At 68.4% G+C, this 13,599-nt stretch carries 16 protein-coding genes; 10 read left to right on the top strand and 6 right to left on the bottom strand.

The genetic code is table 11. The features are described from left to right. The coding region (locus tag GGC30_RS15680; protein WP_153926028.1) for a S8 family serine peptidase at positions 1–924 on the bottom strand (924 nt) is incomplete at its 3' end. Between the two features lie 183 nt (positions 925–1,107). Between GGC30_RS15680 and GGC30_RS15685 the strand changes: the two genes are divergently transcribed. Together GGC30_RS15685 and GGC30_RS15690 are read left to right on the top strand one after the other, a co-directional pair. Continuing rightward, positions 1,108–1,581, top strand: a complete 474-nt coding sequence (locus tag GGC30_RS15685; protein WP_153926003.1) for an RNA polymerase sigma factor — start codon at positions 1,108–1,110, stop codon at positions 1,579–1,581. Further along, positions 1,578–2,300 carry a hypothetical protein gene (locus tag GGC30_RS15690; RefSeq protein WP_153926005.1) on the top strand — a complete coding sequence of 241 codons (723 nt, stop codon included), beginning with the start codon at positions 1,578–1,580 and terminating at the stop codon, positions 2,298–2,300. Before GGC30_RS15685 ends, GGC30_RS15690 begins: the two co-directional genes overlap by 4 nt. Here the strand turns inward: GGC30_RS15690 and GGC30_RS15695 are convergent. The 4 genes from GGC30_RS15695 to GGC30_RS15710 form a co-directional block, all read right to left on the bottom strand. Further along, positions 2,297–3,214, bottom strand: a complete 918-nt coding sequence (locus GGC30_RS15695) for a cobalamin biosynthesis protein CbiG (protein ID WP_153926007.1) — start codon at positions 3,212–3,214, stop codon at positions 2,297–2,299. The genes GGC30_RS15690 and GGC30_RS15695 overlap by 4 nt on opposite strands. A gap of 88 nt (positions 3,215–3,302) precedes the next feature. Next, the gene (locus GGC30_RS15700; RefSeq protein ID WP_153926009.1) at positions 3,303–3,818 is read right to left on the bottom strand and encodes a hypothetical protein; all 516 of its coding nucleotides are present in this window, start codon (positions 3,816–3,818) and stop codon (positions 3,303–3,305) included. 5 nt (positions 3,819–3,823) lie between these two features. Then, positions 3,824–4,609: an exodeoxyribonuclease III gene (gene xth / locus GGC30_RS15705; protein ID WP_153926011.1), complete on the bottom strand. Its 786-nt coding sequence runs from the start codon at positions 4,607–4,609 to the stop codon at positions 3,824–3,826. A gap of 101 nt (positions 4,610–4,710) precedes the next feature. Beyond that, positions 4,711–5,676: a hypothetical protein gene (locus tag GGC30_RS15710; RefSeq protein WP_228763787.1), complete on the bottom strand. Its 966-nt coding sequence runs from the start codon at positions 5,674–5,676 to the stop codon at positions 4,711–4,713. Positions 5,677–5,802: 126 nt separating this feature from the next. Between GGC30_RS15710 and GGC30_RS15715 the strand changes: the two genes are divergently transcribed. From GGC30_RS15715 to GGC30_RS15740, 6 genes are read left to right on the top strand one after another with little or no spacing between them, the layout of a single operon-like run. Then, positions 5,803–6,888 carry an MBL fold metallo-hydrolase gene (locus tag GGC30_RS15715; protein ID WP_153926015.1) on the top strand — a complete coding sequence of 362 codons (1,086 nt, stop codon included), beginning with the start codon at positions 5,803–5,805 and terminating at the stop codon, positions 6,886–6,888. After that, positions 6,885–7,658 carry an enoyl-CoA hydratase gene (locus GGC30_RS15720; RefSeq protein ID WP_370452031.1) on the top strand — a complete coding sequence of 258 codons (774 nt, stop codon included), beginning with the start codon at positions 6,885–6,887 and terminating at the stop codon, positions 7,656–7,658. The genes GGC30_RS15715 and GGC30_RS15720 overlap by 4 nt, the downstream gene beginning before the upstream one ends. Before the next feature lie 60 nt (positions 7,659–7,718). Next, positions 7,719–8,213, top strand: a complete 495-nt coding sequence (locus GGC30_RS15725; RefSeq protein ID WP_153926018.1) for a GNAT family N-acetyltransferase — start codon at positions 7,719–7,721, stop codon at positions 8,211–8,213. Between the two features lie 38 nt (positions 8,214–8,251). Continuing rightward, entirely contained in the window at positions 8,252–8,797 is a 546-nt protein-coding gene (locus GGC30_RS15730; RefSeq protein ID WP_153926020.1) for a DUF1285 domain-containing protein, read from the top strand. Then, the gene (locus GGC30_RS15735; RefSeq protein WP_370452032.1) at positions 8,794–9,456 is read left to right on the top strand and encodes a CoA pyrophosphatase; all 663 of its coding nucleotides are present in this window, start codon (positions 8,794–8,796) and stop codon (positions 9,454–9,456) included. The genes GGC30_RS15730 and GGC30_RS15735 overlap by 4 nt, the downstream gene beginning before the upstream one ends. Continuing rightward, on the top strand, positions 9,453–10,667 hold the full coding sequence (locus GGC30_RS15740) for a CCA tRNA nucleotidyltransferase (protein ID WP_153926022.1): 1,215 nt from the start codon (positions 9,453–9,455) through the stop codon (positions 10,665–10,667). The genes GGC30_RS15735 and GGC30_RS15740 overlap by 4 nt, the downstream gene beginning before the upstream one ends. On the opposite strand, the gene GGC30_RS15745 is transcribed toward GGC30_RS15740, so the two are convergent. Next, a complete protein-coding gene (locus GGC30_RS15745; protein ID WP_153926024.1) occupies positions 10,642–11,598 on the bottom strand; it encodes an endonuclease/exonuclease/phosphatase family protein in 957 nt (318 codons plus the stop codon). The genes GGC30_RS15740 and GGC30_RS15745 overlap by 26 nt on opposite strands. 68 nt (positions 11,599–11,666) lie before the next feature. Between GGC30_RS15745 and GGC30_RS15750 the strand changes: the two genes are divergently transcribed. Beyond that, positions 11,667–12,128: a DUF4112 domain-containing protein gene (locus GGC30_RS15750; RefSeq protein ID WP_017504140.1), complete on the top strand. Its 462-nt coding sequence runs from the start codon at positions 11,667–11,669 to the stop codon at positions 12,126–12,128. Positions 12,129–12,271: 143 nt separating this feature from the next. Next, a partial coding sequence (locus GGC30_RS16660; RefSeq protein WP_153926026.1) for a DUF2793 domain-containing protein occupies positions 12,272–13,599 on the top strand: 1,328 nt, incomplete at its 3' end.

Consider the following 13,599-nt stretch of genomic DNA (forward strand, 5'->3'; position numbering starts at 1 on the left):
GTAAAGGGGCGGGGCGGCGGGGCCGTCGTTTCCGACCGCAGCGACCAGGATGACGCCGCGCCGCTGCGCCGCCGACACTGCGCGTTCGATCAGGGCGTTGCGCGGCCCGACCAGACTGATGTTCACGACGGCGACGTGACGTTCTACCATCCAGGCCAGGGCCGAGGCCAAGGCTGTCGCCGACCCGCCCGCCGCGCGACCGCCGTAGATGTCTGCCACCAAAAGCGCCGCGCCGGGATCGCCGCCCTTAAAGACCCCCGCATCCCCGACCATCAGCGATGCGACCGCTGTGCCGTGCGCGCCCATTTGCGGCGGGCCAGAGAAGCCGCGTTGCTCGATGGCCGATCCGGCCAGAGCCGGGTGGGTCGCTTCGACGCCTGTGTCGATCAATCCAAGGCGGGCGCCCGGCGCCGCGCCGTTTGTTTGTGGGGAGGCGGGCGGCGCGAGAGGGGCGGCCGTCATTCCGGCAGGAGAGGCGACGTGGTTGAAGGTGATCTCCGCGCCGGGAGCCATTTCGCGAAGCCGTCGCACCGCGCGATCCAGGGTCAGGCGACGCGGGGGCGCCAAGACCACGATCGACAGGTCGAGCGCGTCAAGACGCTCTTCACGTAGAACGGTGAAGCCCGCAGCCAGAGCCTGGTCCCGCGCGTCCTGCGGCAAATCAACCGCCACGACTTCGCCCGTCACAACGGGCCAGCCGTCGGGATCCGTCTGGAGCGCGCCGCGCGAGCTTCGGACCATATCGGTCAGGCGGGCAGGCGCCCTGAGCGCATACTTGACGGTATCGCGCGCCAGACCTTCAAGCGTTCCCCTTTGCGGAATGCGGTCGGTCAGGCCTGAAGGCAGCGATGGAAGCGTTGACGGCAGGCCGATCTGCGCCATGGCTGGCGAGGCGACCGCGCAAGCCACAAGCGTCGCCGCCATCCATCCGATCGTCAGCCGGTTCAAAATCACCCGATCCGCTCCTTGCGCCGTCTTGCATCGTCAGGCGATCCATTCGCCTATGCCCATTCGCTTGTGACAAGGGATGAAACGCGCCGCGCCGCGCGTTTCATCCCTCATGACAGAGGAACACGCGTGGACGAATTTCAGACGGAGTTGGTGGCGATGCTTCCGCGCCTTCGCCGGTTCGCGCGCGTTCTGCGGCCCCAGGACGCCGACGCTCAGGATTTGGTGCAACAAACGGTCGAGCGCGCTCTGGCCTCTCGAAAGGGCTTCAGGGCGGGCACGCGGTTGGACAGTTGGGCGTTCACGATCATGAGACGGATCGCCATAGACGACGGTCGAAAGGCCCAACGGTGGTCCCGCGTCATCTCGCCCGAGGACGACGCCACGCCGCAGGCGCCCGATCCGGCGCAGGCCGGCGAGGGGTTGCGCACCGACGCCCTGGCCGCGCGCGACGCCATCCACGCCCTGCCGGACGATCAGCGTCAGGCCGTGGCCCTGGTCCTGATCGAGGGCCTGTCCTACGCCGAGGCGGCGCAGGTTCTGGGCGTGCCCGCCGGCACATTGACCAGCCGACTGGTGCGGGGCCGCCAGACCCTGGTCGAAGTTCTCGCCGCCCAAGGAATAACCGGATGACCCGCTACGACGACGAAACCCTGATGCGGCGGATCGACGTCGAAATGCCGGTCGCCGAGCGCGATCGGATCGATGCGGCGGCTGCAAGCGACGCCGATCTGGCGGCTCGGCTGGCGGCGCTGCGGACGACCGGCGCCGCTGCGCGCGCGGCCTTCCCGATCCAGAGCGATACGCGCGATGCGGATCTGGCCCGGCTCATTATGGCGTCCAGTGCGACGCCAACGAAAAGCGCAAGCTGGAAGTTCTGGCTCGGCCAAGCGTTTGCGCCCCGGTCGGCCGTCATCTGGGGCGGTCTGGCGACGGCGGCCTTCGTCGCTGGCCTGTTGATTGCGCCCTCATTGAACGGGTCGACCGGGTTCGCCCTGACAAGCGACGGCGCCGTGGCGGACGCAGGGCTGGTGCGGGTGCTCGACACGGGGCTGGCAGCCGACGGGGCCGATGCCCAAGGGCGGGCGGTCGGACTGACGTTCCGCAACGCGGAAGGGAACTGGTGTCGGACCTTCACCGCCACGCAGGACGGGGTCGCGGGACTGGTCTGTCGCCAAGGCGATGCCTGGCGGCTGCAGGCCCTGGTACCGGCGAGGTCTCCGAGCGGTGAAATCCGCACGGCCTCGAGCGACACGCCTGCCGTCGTGCTCGCGGCTGTCGATACGACCATCGCCGGAGACGCCGTGGACACCGCGGCCGAACGCCGCGCGCGCGACGACGGTTGGCGTTAGGCGCCTAGAATCCAGCCTTCTTCCTGTTCGACCTGGGCGATCAGCTCAGGCGTGGCGTCCTTGGGCGGGGCGAACGCCTTGGCCAGGTCGCCGACCTCGTCCATCCGAGCGAGGGCCTCGGCCGTGGAGCGGACCTGGGCCTGGTCCTTGAACTCACCGGGTTGAGGCTTGGTGTCGTGCATCGACGGCCAGACCTCGACAACCAGGGCCGACAAGGGTTCCACGTCCTCGGGCGTCAGCGCGCGCCAGCCGGTGCCGAACGGCCAGACGGCGCCTGACGGGCCGAGGCTTTCCAGCAGCCGCCGCACAGCCGGGATGCCGACCAGGGTCTGGCCGCCCACGGCGCCGGCGCCATGCATCTGCCACACGCTCTTGGGCTGAAGCCGACCCTTGCGAGCCGCGTTTTCGGTGGCGCGGAACTCGGGGATGTCGGCGCCGGAGCCTGCGGGGGGTTTGGTCGTGGTCAACCAGCGCTGGGCCTGTTTGGCGGGTGCGCCCCACAGAGGCCAGGCCTCGTCGGTCATCAGCCGGTTCATCTTGGCCGCGACCTGATAGCGGTTGTTGGTGTTGTCGGGTTTGTCCACGACGTTGGAGGCGATGAACTTCCACATCAGCTGCCACGGGGCCTGCCCCGCCGTTCCTTCCAGCTTCAGGCGCGCAGCCGTGCCGGCGGGATAGCCGAAGTTGAAGTCCAGCCCGACCAGCACCCGATCGCCGCGCTTTCTGTGGTCCGCCAGGATCGAGGCCAGCAGGGCTTCGCCCTCGGCCCGGGTCGCGACATTGTGCGTCTCGGTATAGAGGCGGAAACGCACGTCGCGCTTGGCTACGCCGATCCACAGCGAGGTGTCGCCGAGCTTCTTGGTTTCGGCGGCGGTCCAGTCGGCGACGATATAGGCGTCGAAAAGGCGGGCCAAGGCGGCCTCCCTGATAAAGGCGTGTCGGTTAGGAGTGAGCCGGGCTTCTAACGCCGCATCGCGGCGACTGAAAGGCCCATGCGGCGTCTCAGCCCTTCAGCAGGGCTTCCAGATGCGACAACCAGCGGCGGCCGAGACGAAGCGCCTCGCCCGGCGAGCCGGTCTGGACGGGCAGGGCGGCGTCCCACAGGGCCAGTTCGAACTCCGGGTGGCGGGCGTCGCCGAACATCAGCCGCAGCACCACCTGTTCAGCGTCGGGGGCCAGCACGTCCAGGGACTTGCGCGCCTCGCCGCGACGGATGCGGGCGACGACGTGGCCATCGACGATGATCTCGCCCCCCTCCACCTCATCGAAGGCATAGACCAGGCCATGGGCGCCGTTGGCCCACAGCACGACGACCTGTTCGACGTCGAAATTCAGGGCGCAGGCGCGACCTTCGCCCGGCGACAAGGCCTCGACCTCCGGCGCGGCGCCCAAGGTCTTGAGCATGGCGCGGTGCAGGCGGCGCGGCGGCTCCATCCACCACGACAGCGCCAGGGCCAGGGTCGTCAGCAGGGCCGCCGCGAGGGCGATCAGCAGCACCACCCGCAAGACGTCGGCCATGGTCGTCAGGCCTCCAGATCAATATCGACCACGACGGGAATGTGGTCGCTGGGTTTTTCCATGTCGCGGGCGTCGCGATGGGTCTCGATCCCCCGGAACCGGTCGGCGGCCTGTGGCGACAGCAGGGCGAAGTCGATGCGGATGCCGTGGTCCCGCTGCCAGGCGCCGGCCTGATAGTCCCAGAAGGTGTAGGTGCCGGCCGGTTCGCCGCCGATCTCGTGCGCGTCGGCCAGGCCCAGATTCTTCAGAGCGCGGAAAGCCTGACGGCTCTGAGGCTGGAACAGGGCGTCGTCGGTCCAGGCGGCCGGGTTCTTGGCGTCCTCGGCCTCGGGGATGACGTTGTAGTCGCCGCACAGGGCCAGCGGCTCCTCGAACGCCAGCAGATCCTGGGCATGCCGGTTCAACCGATCGAACCAGGCCAGCTTGTAATCGAACTTCTCGGTCCCGATCGGATTGCCGTTCGGCAGATAGATGGCGCCCACGCGAATGGGCCGGGGCGCCTCGACCAGGGCCTCGATGTAGCGCGCCTGTTCGTCGGTCTCGTCGCCAGGCAGGCCGCGTCGGATGTCGGACAGCGGGTGTTTCGACAGCAGGGCGACGCCGTTGTAGCTCTTCTGCCCGTGGGTCTCGACGTTGTAGCCCAGGCTCTCGAAAGCCTCTCGCGGGAACTTCTCGTCCACGCATTTGATCTCCTGGAAACAGGCGACGTCGGGGGCGGCCTGCTCCAGCCACGCCAGCACGGTGGGCAGGCGGGCGTTGACGGAGTTCACGTTCCAGGTGGCGATGCGCATGACGGCGACGCTAGGCTGCGTCTCGGTTTTGGAAAAGAGGGCGCAAAAGAAAAGGGCCGCCGGATCGCTCCGACGGCCCTTCGATCAGTCTTTTGGCCGGCTTAGAGGCGACCGCCAGCGGGCGCCGCAGCAGCGGCCGGAGCCATCGTCAGCTTGCAGCCGCCGCCGATCTGCTGGGCGGTGGCGCAAGGATAGATTTGCTGAACGACATTTTCCGCGTTCAAGCGAGCGATGACGCCGTCGGCGCCGTCGCACTTGGCCTCATAGAAGACGCCGTTGGCGTTCTGACCCATCAGGCGAGCTTCGGTGACGTTGCAGGACGCCGCTTCCGAGCCGGCCAGCAGCGTCTTCACGAAGGCGGCGTTTTCCGTCGCGGTGGTGAAGTCGCAGACCCCACGTTCGGCGACGACCTGGATGCAGGGTGTTTTTGTCCAGGTCGCAGCCTGCTGCTTGATCCAGTAGCCAGGCCCGTCTGAGCAGCCCACCTCATAGACGACTGCGCCGTCGCTGGACTGTCCGCGCAGCTTCGCCTGATCAACGGTGCAAGCAACGCCCGCGTCCTTGGCGTATTGGCGAAGGAACTTCTGAATGTCTGTGTTGGCCGCGAGGGTGCATTGGGCCGGTGTGGCGGTCGGATCGGCGGCGCGCGCGACGTCGGCGGAATGCGCCAAAATGATGCAATTGCTCGCTTCGGGCGGGGTCTTGGTTTCGACGATGTAGCCCGGTGCGGTTCCGCAGGCGACTTCATAAACCGTCGTCTCGGCCGCAGTCTTGCCGAGGAGCTTGGCTTCGCTGACCTGACAGCCCGTGGTCGTCAGAGCCATCTGCGCCTGGGCGGCGGCCAGGATTTGCTCGGGCGTCGGCGGGGCAGGCGCGCGTTCGCGGCGTGGACGGGCAGCGGCTCGCGAGCCGCTGCTCTGCCTTACGGCAGACTCGTTGTCGGCGCTCTGCGGAATTTGCTGCTGCTGTTGCGGTTGCTGTCGCTCCTGATCCTGCGCCGTGGCGGGTGCGACGGCGAAGGCGCTGAACACAAGCGCCGCAAAGGCGGCGGCGAGGCGGGACTTCATGGAAACACCTTGGGTTTCTGAATGCATGGCCGCTTCGTGGCGGTGTATTTGGGCGGGGTCAAGGCGGGTGTGGACGGCGGCGAGGGACACGGGCTAAGTATCTGCGCGTTTCGATTGGAGACTGACTTGGCTGATGGAACGGCGCCGGCGACGGCCGCGAAGGATGGGCGGGGGCTGACCTATCCGTTCGACGCCGTGCCCGGCGCGGGCGAGGCAATCGAGGTCGCGCCCGGCGTGCTGTGGCTGAGGTTCGCCCTCCCGTTTCAGCTGGATCATGTGAATGTCTATGCGATCCGAGACGGCGACGGCTGGGTCGTCGTCGATACGGGGCTGAAAACCTCGGCGACCGTGGCAGCGTGGGAGGCGGCGCTGGATGGCGCGTTGGGCGGCGATCCGGTGACGCGGCTGATCTGCACCCATATGCATCCCGATCACATCGGACTGGCGGGCTGGCTTTGCGAGCGGTCGGGCGCGCCGCTGCTGATGTCGCGACTGGAGTATGTGACCGCGCGGATGCTGATGGCCGAGGCGGCGGGCGATGCGCCGGCGGACGGCGAACGCTACTATCGTGCGGCAGGTTGGAACGATGAGCAGATCGCGCGCTGGCGGGCCGACTACGGCGGTTTCGGCAAGGGCGTGGCGACGATGCCGCGCAGCTATCTCCGACTGTCCGACGGCGACGTCGTTCAGATCGACGGCGACGACTGGAGCGTGGTTGTCGGGTCGGGCCATAGCCCCGAGCACGTCTGCCTGTGGCGGCGGTCGGACGACGTCTTCATAGCCGGGGATCAGATCCTGCCGCGTATTTCGTCCAATGTTTCGGTCTGGCCGACGGAGCCTGAGGCCGACCCTCTGGGCGACTGGATGGACTCGCTGGACAAGCTGAGGGCGCTGTTGCCGGAGGGCGCGTTCATCCTGCCGGCGCACGGCGAGCCCTTCTATGGCGTTCATGCGCGTCTCGACGCTTTGAAGCGGGGGCATGAGGTCGCGCTGAAACGGCTTGAGCGGACGTTGCGTCAACCGTCTAGGGTGATCGACGGCTTCCCCGCCGTCTTCGGTCGGGCGGTCGGGGATGGGGTGCTGGGCATGGCCACGGGCGAGGCCCAGGCGCACCTGAACTATCTGGAGAAGCGCGGCCGCGCGACGCGGACGCGGGACGAGAGCGGCGTCGACTGGTGGAGCGCCGTCGCACAGGACGAGGAAACGACGTGAGCGAACATATCCGCAGCGAACTGGCCGACGGCGTCCTGACCGTCACCCTGGATCGGGTCGACAAGAAGAACGCCATCACCCAGGCCATGTATTCGACCCTGGCCGAGGCGACGGAGCGGGCGCGCAACGACGATGCTGTGCGCGTGCTGCTGCTGCGCGCCGAGGGCGACAGTTTCTCGGCCGGCAATGACATTCAGGACTTCATCGCCCTGGGCTCGCAAGGGGCGGGGCCAGGCGACATGCCGGTGTTTCGTTTCCTGAAGGCGCTGGCGGATCTGGACAAGCCGGCTGTGGCCGCCGTGAAAGGGCGGGCGGTCGGGATCGGCCTGACCATGCTGCTGCACTGTGATCTGGTGGTGGTCGCCGAGGATGCGCTGCTGTCCGTGCCCTTCGTCAATCTGGCCTTGGCGCCCGAGGCGGCGTCCAGCCTGCTGTTGCCGGCCGTGATCGGTCATCAGCGGGCCTTCGAACTGTTCGCGCTGGGCGAGCCGCTGGATGGCCGGACGGCCCTGGCCTGGGGCATCGCCAATCGCGCGGTCCCGGCCGATCAGGTCGAGGCGACGGCGGCGGAACTGGCGGCCAAGGTGGCGGCCCGCGCGCCCAACTCTATCCGCAAGACCAAGCGGTTGATGCGTGATGCAGAAGGTCTGTGGGGATTGATGCAGCGCGAGGGTGAAGCCTTCGGCTCGCAGATGCGCAGTCCCGAGGCGATGGAGGCCTTCATGGCCTTTACGCAGAAGCGGACGCCAGACTTTTCGAAGGCGGGTTGAGCGGACGTTACAAGGCCTTGCCTTGATTTGGCGCAGCTTTGCTTCTAGGTGCGCGCGCCGATGTCGCACGCCCTGTCCATACCTCCGGCCATAAGCCGTATCGAAGCCGAGACCCCGGCCGACGCCGAAGGCGTGGAGGTCTTGATCATGGCCGCCTTCGGGCCGGGACGGTTCGCCAAGACGGCCGAACGTCTGCGTGAAGGCTCGCAGCCAAGCGCGGGCTTTGTTGGGAAGCGCGACGGGGAAGTCGTGGGCTCGGTGCGACTGTGGCCGGTCGTGGTTGGAGACACCTCGGGCCTGTTTTTGGGGCCGATCGCCGTGGACGCCGGCCACCGGAGCGACGGTGTGGGCGCCGAACTGGTTCAGGCGTGCGTGGATCAGGCACGGACGCTGGACGTCGGCGGCGTGCTGCTGGTCGGGGATGCGGCCTATTTCGAGCGGTTCGGATTCGCCCCTGCGCCCGAGGCGATCCTTCCTGGACCTGTGGATCGTCGCCGTGTCCTGTGGCTGGCGACCGGCGTGGATCAGGTTTCGGGTTCGGTTCGCATCGGCTGACCCTTTCCCGCGCGGTTTGCGGGGCTTAAGTCAGCGGGATGGATAATCCCAGGTCAGGACTGAACGCCGTCGCCGAGGCGGCCAAGCAGGCGCCCGGCAAGGGGCTGCCGCCGGTCCACCTGTGGCATCCCGAGCATTGCGGCGACATCGATATCGTCATCCGGGCGGACGGCGTCTGGATGCACGAAGGCTCGCCCATTGGCCGCAAGGAATTGGTGCGACTGTTCTCGACGGTGCTGAGGAAGGACTCGGACGGCTATCACCTGGTCACGCCGGTCGAAAAGCTGAAGATCACCGTCGAGGACTTGCCGTTCCGGGCTGTCGCGGTGCGGCGGGAAGGCGACGCCCTGATTTTCACCACCGATGTCGGTGATGAGGTGAGGGCCAGCGAAGACGATCCCATCGTCGTCGAAACCGATCCGACGACGGGCGAGCCGGCGCCGCGCATCCATGTTCGGCGCGATCTGTGGGCGCGCATTGCGCGGTCGGTCTTCTATGAAATGGTCGAAATGGCCCAAGAGGTCGACGGACGCCTGGTCGTTCGGTCGGGCGGCCAGATATTCTCGCTGGGCGCGGTGACGTGAGCCTGGAGACCTTAAGGGCGCGGCTGGTCGATCGGCTGGCCCCGGTCGAGACGTGGCGGCCGGAACTGGTCGCGGCGCGGTCGGACTTCGACCTGAATCCGCAGGCGACACGGACGGCCAAGGAGCTTCGGCCGGCGGCGGTGCTGATCCCCATTGTGGCGCGGCCCGAAGGGGCGACTGTGCTGCTGACGCGACGCGCCGACACCTTGGCGCGGCACACGGGGCAGATCGCCTTCCCGGGAGGTCGGCTGGATCGCGGCGAGACCGCAGTTCAGGCGGCGCTGCGTGAGGCGGACGAGGAGGTGGCGCTGGACCCAACGGCGGTCGAGGTGCTGGGCCTGTCGGACGCCTATGAGACGGGGACGGGCTTTCTGGTGACGCCGGTAATCGGCTGGCTGCGCGAAGCGCCGATCACCACGCCGTCGCCGGACGAGGTCGCCGAGGTGTTCGAGACGCCGTGGGACTTTCTGATGGACGCCGCGAACCATCGTCGCGACTTCTACGACATGGACGAGGGGCTGCGACGCTGGTTCTGGGCCATGCCCTGGGGCGAGCGCTACATCTGGGGCGTGACGGCGGGGATCCTGAAGGCTCTGCACGTGCGGCTGTACGGGGACGAGGCTGCGCCAGAGTCGGCGGCCGACGAGGACGCGGCATGACCGCCTCCGTGGCAGGACAGCCCTGGCTGGAAAGTCAGGCGACGCAAGCGGTGATGCGGGCGCTGGAAGCGGCGGGCGGTGCGGGCTGCGCGCGGTTCGTGGGCGGCTGCGTGAGGAACAGTCTGCTGGGCCAGCCGGTCGACGACATCGACATCGCCACGCGCTTGCGACCCGAACAGACCATGGCGGCGCTGAAGGCGGCGGGGCTGAAGGCTGTGCCGACGGGTGTCGAGCACGGCACCGTGACGGGCGTGTCGGAGCGGCGTCCCTATGAGATCACGACCCTGCGTCGCGATGTGGAGACGGACGGGCGCCGCGCGGTGGTCGCCTTCACCGAGGACTGGGCCGAGGATGCGGCGCGACGAGATTTCCGGCTGAACGCCCTTTACGCCGATGCGGCAGGCACGGTGTTCGATCCGACCGGCGGCGGGCTGGAGGATGCAGCGGCCGGACACATCGTTTTCGTCGGCGAGGCGGAGACGCGCATCCGCGAGGACTATTTACGCATCCTGCGCTTTTTCCGGTTCTACGCCTGGTACGGGAGGGGTGAGCCGGACGCGGTCGGGCTGGCGGCGTGCGCGGCGCTGAAGGGCGGTATGGCGCAACTGTCGGCCGAGCGGGTGTCCAAGGAGGTGTTGAAACTGCTGGCGGCGCCTGACCCGCGTGCGGCGGTGCGGGCGATGGCCGAGACCGGCGTGCTGGCCCAGGTGCTGCCGCAGGCCCAGCCGCTGACGCTGTTCGAGGCGATCTGTGACCTCACCGACGATCCGGTGATGCGGCTGTCGGCCTTGCTGCCCGCGGATGCGGCGGCTGCGATGGAGATCGCAAGTGGTCTGAGATTGTCGAACGCGGTGCGGGATCGGCTGGCGGCGGCGGTGGCGGACGGGCCTGCCGTTTCGCCGACGATGAGCGACGCAGAGGCGCGGGCGGCGATCTACAGGCTGGGACGCAGGGCGTTCGAAGATCGGCTGATGCGCGCCCAGGCGGCCGGCGGGCGCGATGCTGCGCGGCTGCGGGCGCTGGCTGCCGACTGGACCCCTCCCAGAATGCCGGTCGGGGGGCGCGATCTGGCGCGTCTGGGCCTGGCGCCAGGGCCGGATACGGGGCGGTTGTTGAAGGCGTTCGAGGACGGTTGGGTCGCTGACCACTTCCCTGCCGAGGGGCATGAGGGGCGGCTGAAAGCGCTCATCGCGGCGGCTGAGCGCGGGTGAACTCGGTGATGACGGGGCGGTGGTCGGATCCCGTTGGCTGGCCCAGGCGGCGCGTGATCAGGGCCAGATCCGGCGAGCGATAGACCTGATCGATGGTGATGCCGGCGAAGGCGGGAATCTGGCTGGGCCAGGTGCCGGGCCAGCCGGGCGCGGGGACCAGGCCCAAGTCGGACTGGATTTGTTTGCCGATGCGGGCGCTGGAGACGCTGTTGAAATCTCCGGCGGCAATAGTGGCATACTCTGGCGCGGCCTTCATCCGCTCTGCCAGGGCCATGACTTGGGTGATCTGGCCCCACTGATATTGATAAGGCCAGGGTCGGGTCAGGTGGACGCCAAAGATGTTGATCGGGCCGATGGGCGTCTGAACCGTTGCCCCCACGGCGCTGAGGCCGTCGGGACGCTCGGGCAGGCGTTGCAGGATCGGATAGCGCGAGGCGATGATCGAGCGCGCGTGGTCGCCGGCGCGCGCCTGGCCGATCAGAACGCGATGGGGATAGTCCGGCAGCAACTGGTCTAGCCGCGACGCCGGCGCCTGCCCCAACTCGACCAGCACCAGGATGTCGGCGTCGGCGGCCGCGATGGACCGGCGCATGGCAGCGACATCGGTGTTGAACACATACAGATTGGCCGAATAGACCCGCACGATCGGCTGGTCAGGCACGGGCACGCCCTTCGTCGGCGTCCATTGCGGCCAGACCGACAGGGCCAGCACCACGCACGCCAGTCCACCGACGATCGAGGCCGGCCATAGGCGAAAGAGCAGACACGCCACGGTCACGCCGACGGCCGCCAGCAATACCGGCGATGTGAACTGCGCCAGGATATCCACCCAGCGATGGCCGATGCCGCTGAGCGCCGCTACGCCGAAAGCCGCCAAGCCCAGCAGCAGGGCGCTCGCCGTCACATTCGCCGCCAGCTTGATCAGGGTCATCGAAGACGTATCTCTCGGATTGAACAGGAAGCCTCGCCCAGCGTTAAGGCGACGCTTTGGAGGGCGACATGGCCAGACGGTCGATCCGGGATATCGAGAACATCTGGTCCAATGTCGAGGGCGTCAAGAAACTGTCGGACCGGGTCATCGGCATCGGCCCGTTCGGCATGGGGCTGGACGCCATGCTGACCTGGGTGCCTGTCGTCGGCACGGCCTATACGGTCGGGACGGGCGGCTGGCTGATGCTTCAGGCCGTGCGGGCCAAGGCGACGCCGGCGACACTGGCGCGGATGGGGGCCTATATGGCCATCGACACCGCCACTGGCACGGTGCCCATCGCGGGCGACATCGTCGACACCTTCTTTCCGGGACAGCTGATGGCGGCGCGGGCGCTGCAAAAGCATATCGAGAGCACCCACTGGGTCGAGGACACCGAGGCCAATGCGCGCGCCACCGGCGACCACGAGATGCACGAGGCCCGCGTGCAGAACGACAAGACGCTGAAGCGGATCATCTATCTGCACGACTGAGATGCGCTGGCTGAGGCGGCCTAGCCAGCGTTTTCTCCGCAACGAATCTGCCTGAAATCAAGGACCTGATCCAAATGAACGCCCGTCTTCCGGCCTGAGGAAGGGCTGCGCCCAGACTGATCTCCACGACAACGGAGAGAAGAATGAGCGACGATTTCAGCGCGCGTCTGAACCTGCCTTATCTGGCGGCGGGGCAGATGCAGAAGCATGTGACCATGAATACGGCCCTGACCCGGCTGGACGCCCTGTTGCAGACGGCGGTGGTCAGTCGCACGACGGTCATCCAGCCGGCCGATGCGTCGGATGGCGATCTCTATATCCTGCCGCAAGAGGCCGAAGGCGTAGCCTGGGCCGGGCGGGCGGCCGGCGCCCTGATGCGGTTCGAGCGCGGCGGCTGGACCGTCGTGACGACGCCGGACGGCATGATCGCCGGCGTCCTGGATGAAGGCGTCGTGGTGGTGCGGGCCGATGAGGGCTGGATCACGCTGGGGCAGCGACTGGGCGAGGTGCAGGGCCTAACGCGGCTGGGTCTCGGGACGACCGCCGACGAAGCCAATCCCTTGGCGGCCAAGATCAACGCCGCCCTGTTCACGGCGCGCGGTGAGGAGGAAGGTGGCGACGGCGACCTGCGCCTGACGCTGAACAAGACGACGGCGGGCGATGTCCTGTCGCTGCTGTTCCAGAGCGGATACGCCGCCCGCGCAGAGCTGGGCCTGATCGGCGACGACGACCTGAGCCTCAAGGCCTGCGACGACGCCGGGATATGGCGGTCGGTGTGGCGCGTGGATCGCGCGACGGGACGTATCGCCTTCGATCAGGGCGCGATCCGGCGCGACACGACGCTGTTCACCAGCGATGACGACTATGCCCTGCCGGCCTGGGCGCGCTGGGTCGAGGCGACGTGCGTGGGCGGCGGAGGCGGCGGGGGCGCAGGGCTGGCGGGTCCGGCTGGTACGTCGCGCCTTGGCGGCGGCGGAGGCGGCGCCGGCGGGGTGAGCCTAGGACGCTGGTCGGCCGACGATCTGGACGGCGTCCTGACGATCACGGTCGGCGCCGGCGGGATCGGCGGCGTTTCGGGCGGCGACAGTGAGGTCGCGACGGGTGACACGGTCCTGTTGCGCGCGACGGGCGGGACCGCAGGCGGCTCTGGCGTCGCTGGAGCAGGCGGTATCGGCCAACGGCTCGCCAATCCTGGCGGCAGTTCTTCGACAACCGCAACGGCGGCGACGGGCGCAGAAACCCTTTGCTCGGACGGGCCGGGCGGCGGCGGCGGGGGCGGCGACGCATCAGCGAGCGGAGCGGGCGGCCCCGGCGGCTGGTCGGGCCTTCGCGCTGCCGGCGGTGTCGCGGGCGCTGCGGGACAGGCCGCGCCCAAGCCGCTGTTGTCGATCGTCGGCGGCGGCGGCGGGGGCGGCGACGCATCAGCGAGCGGAGCGGGCGGCCCCGGCGGCTCAGGCGCGCTGTTCGGGGC

The organism is Brevundimonas sp. SPF441 (genome assembly GCF_009661015.1).
Classification (GTDB): Bacteria; Pseudomonadota; Alphaproteobacteria; order Caulobacterales; family Caulobacteraceae; genus Brevundimonas; species Brevundimonas vesicularis.

Excerpts from the sequence above, each read along its gene's own strand:
- GGC30_RS15685 (WP_153926003.1), top strand. The coding sequence starts at position 1,108 with ATGCTTCCGCGCCTTCGCCGGTTCGCGCGCGTTCTGCGGCCCCAGGAC.
- GGC30_RS15690 (WP_153926005.1), top strand. The coding sequence starts at position 1,578 with ATGACCCGCTACGACGACGAAACCCTGATGCGGCGGATCGACGTCGAA.
- GGC30_RS15700 (WP_153926009.1), bottom strand. The coding sequence starts at position 3,818 with ATGGCCGACGTCTTGCGGGTGGTGCTGCTGATCGCCCTCGCGGCGGCC.
- xth (WP_153926011.1), bottom strand. The coding sequence starts at position 4,609 with ATGCGCATCGCCACCTGGAACGTGAACTCCGTCAACGCCCGCCTGCCC.
- GGC30_RS15710 (WP_228763787.1), bottom strand. The coding sequence starts at position 5,676 with ATGAAGTCCCGCCTCGCCGCCGCCTTTGCGGCGCTTGTGTTCAGCGCC.
- GGC30_RS15725 (WP_153926018.1), top strand. The coding sequence starts at position 7,719 with ATGTCGCACGCCCTGTCCATACCTCCGGCCATAAGCCGTATCGAAGCC.
- GGC30_RS15730 (WP_153926020.1), top strand. The coding sequence starts at position 8,252 with ATGGATAATCCCAGGTCAGGACTGAACGCCGTCGCCGAGGCGGCCAAG.
- GGC30_RS15740 (WP_153926022.1), top strand. The coding sequence starts at position 9,453 with ATGACCGCCTCCGTGGCAGGACAGCCCTGGCTGGAAAGTCAGGCGACG.
- GGC30_RS15745 (WP_153926024.1), bottom strand. The coding sequence starts at position 11,598 with ATGACCCTGATCAAGCTGGCGGCGAATGTGACGGCGAGCGCCCTGCTG.
- GGC30_RS15750 (WP_017504140.1), top strand. The coding sequence starts at position 11,667 with ATGGCCAGACGGTCGATCCGGGATATCGAGAACATCTGGTCCAATGTC.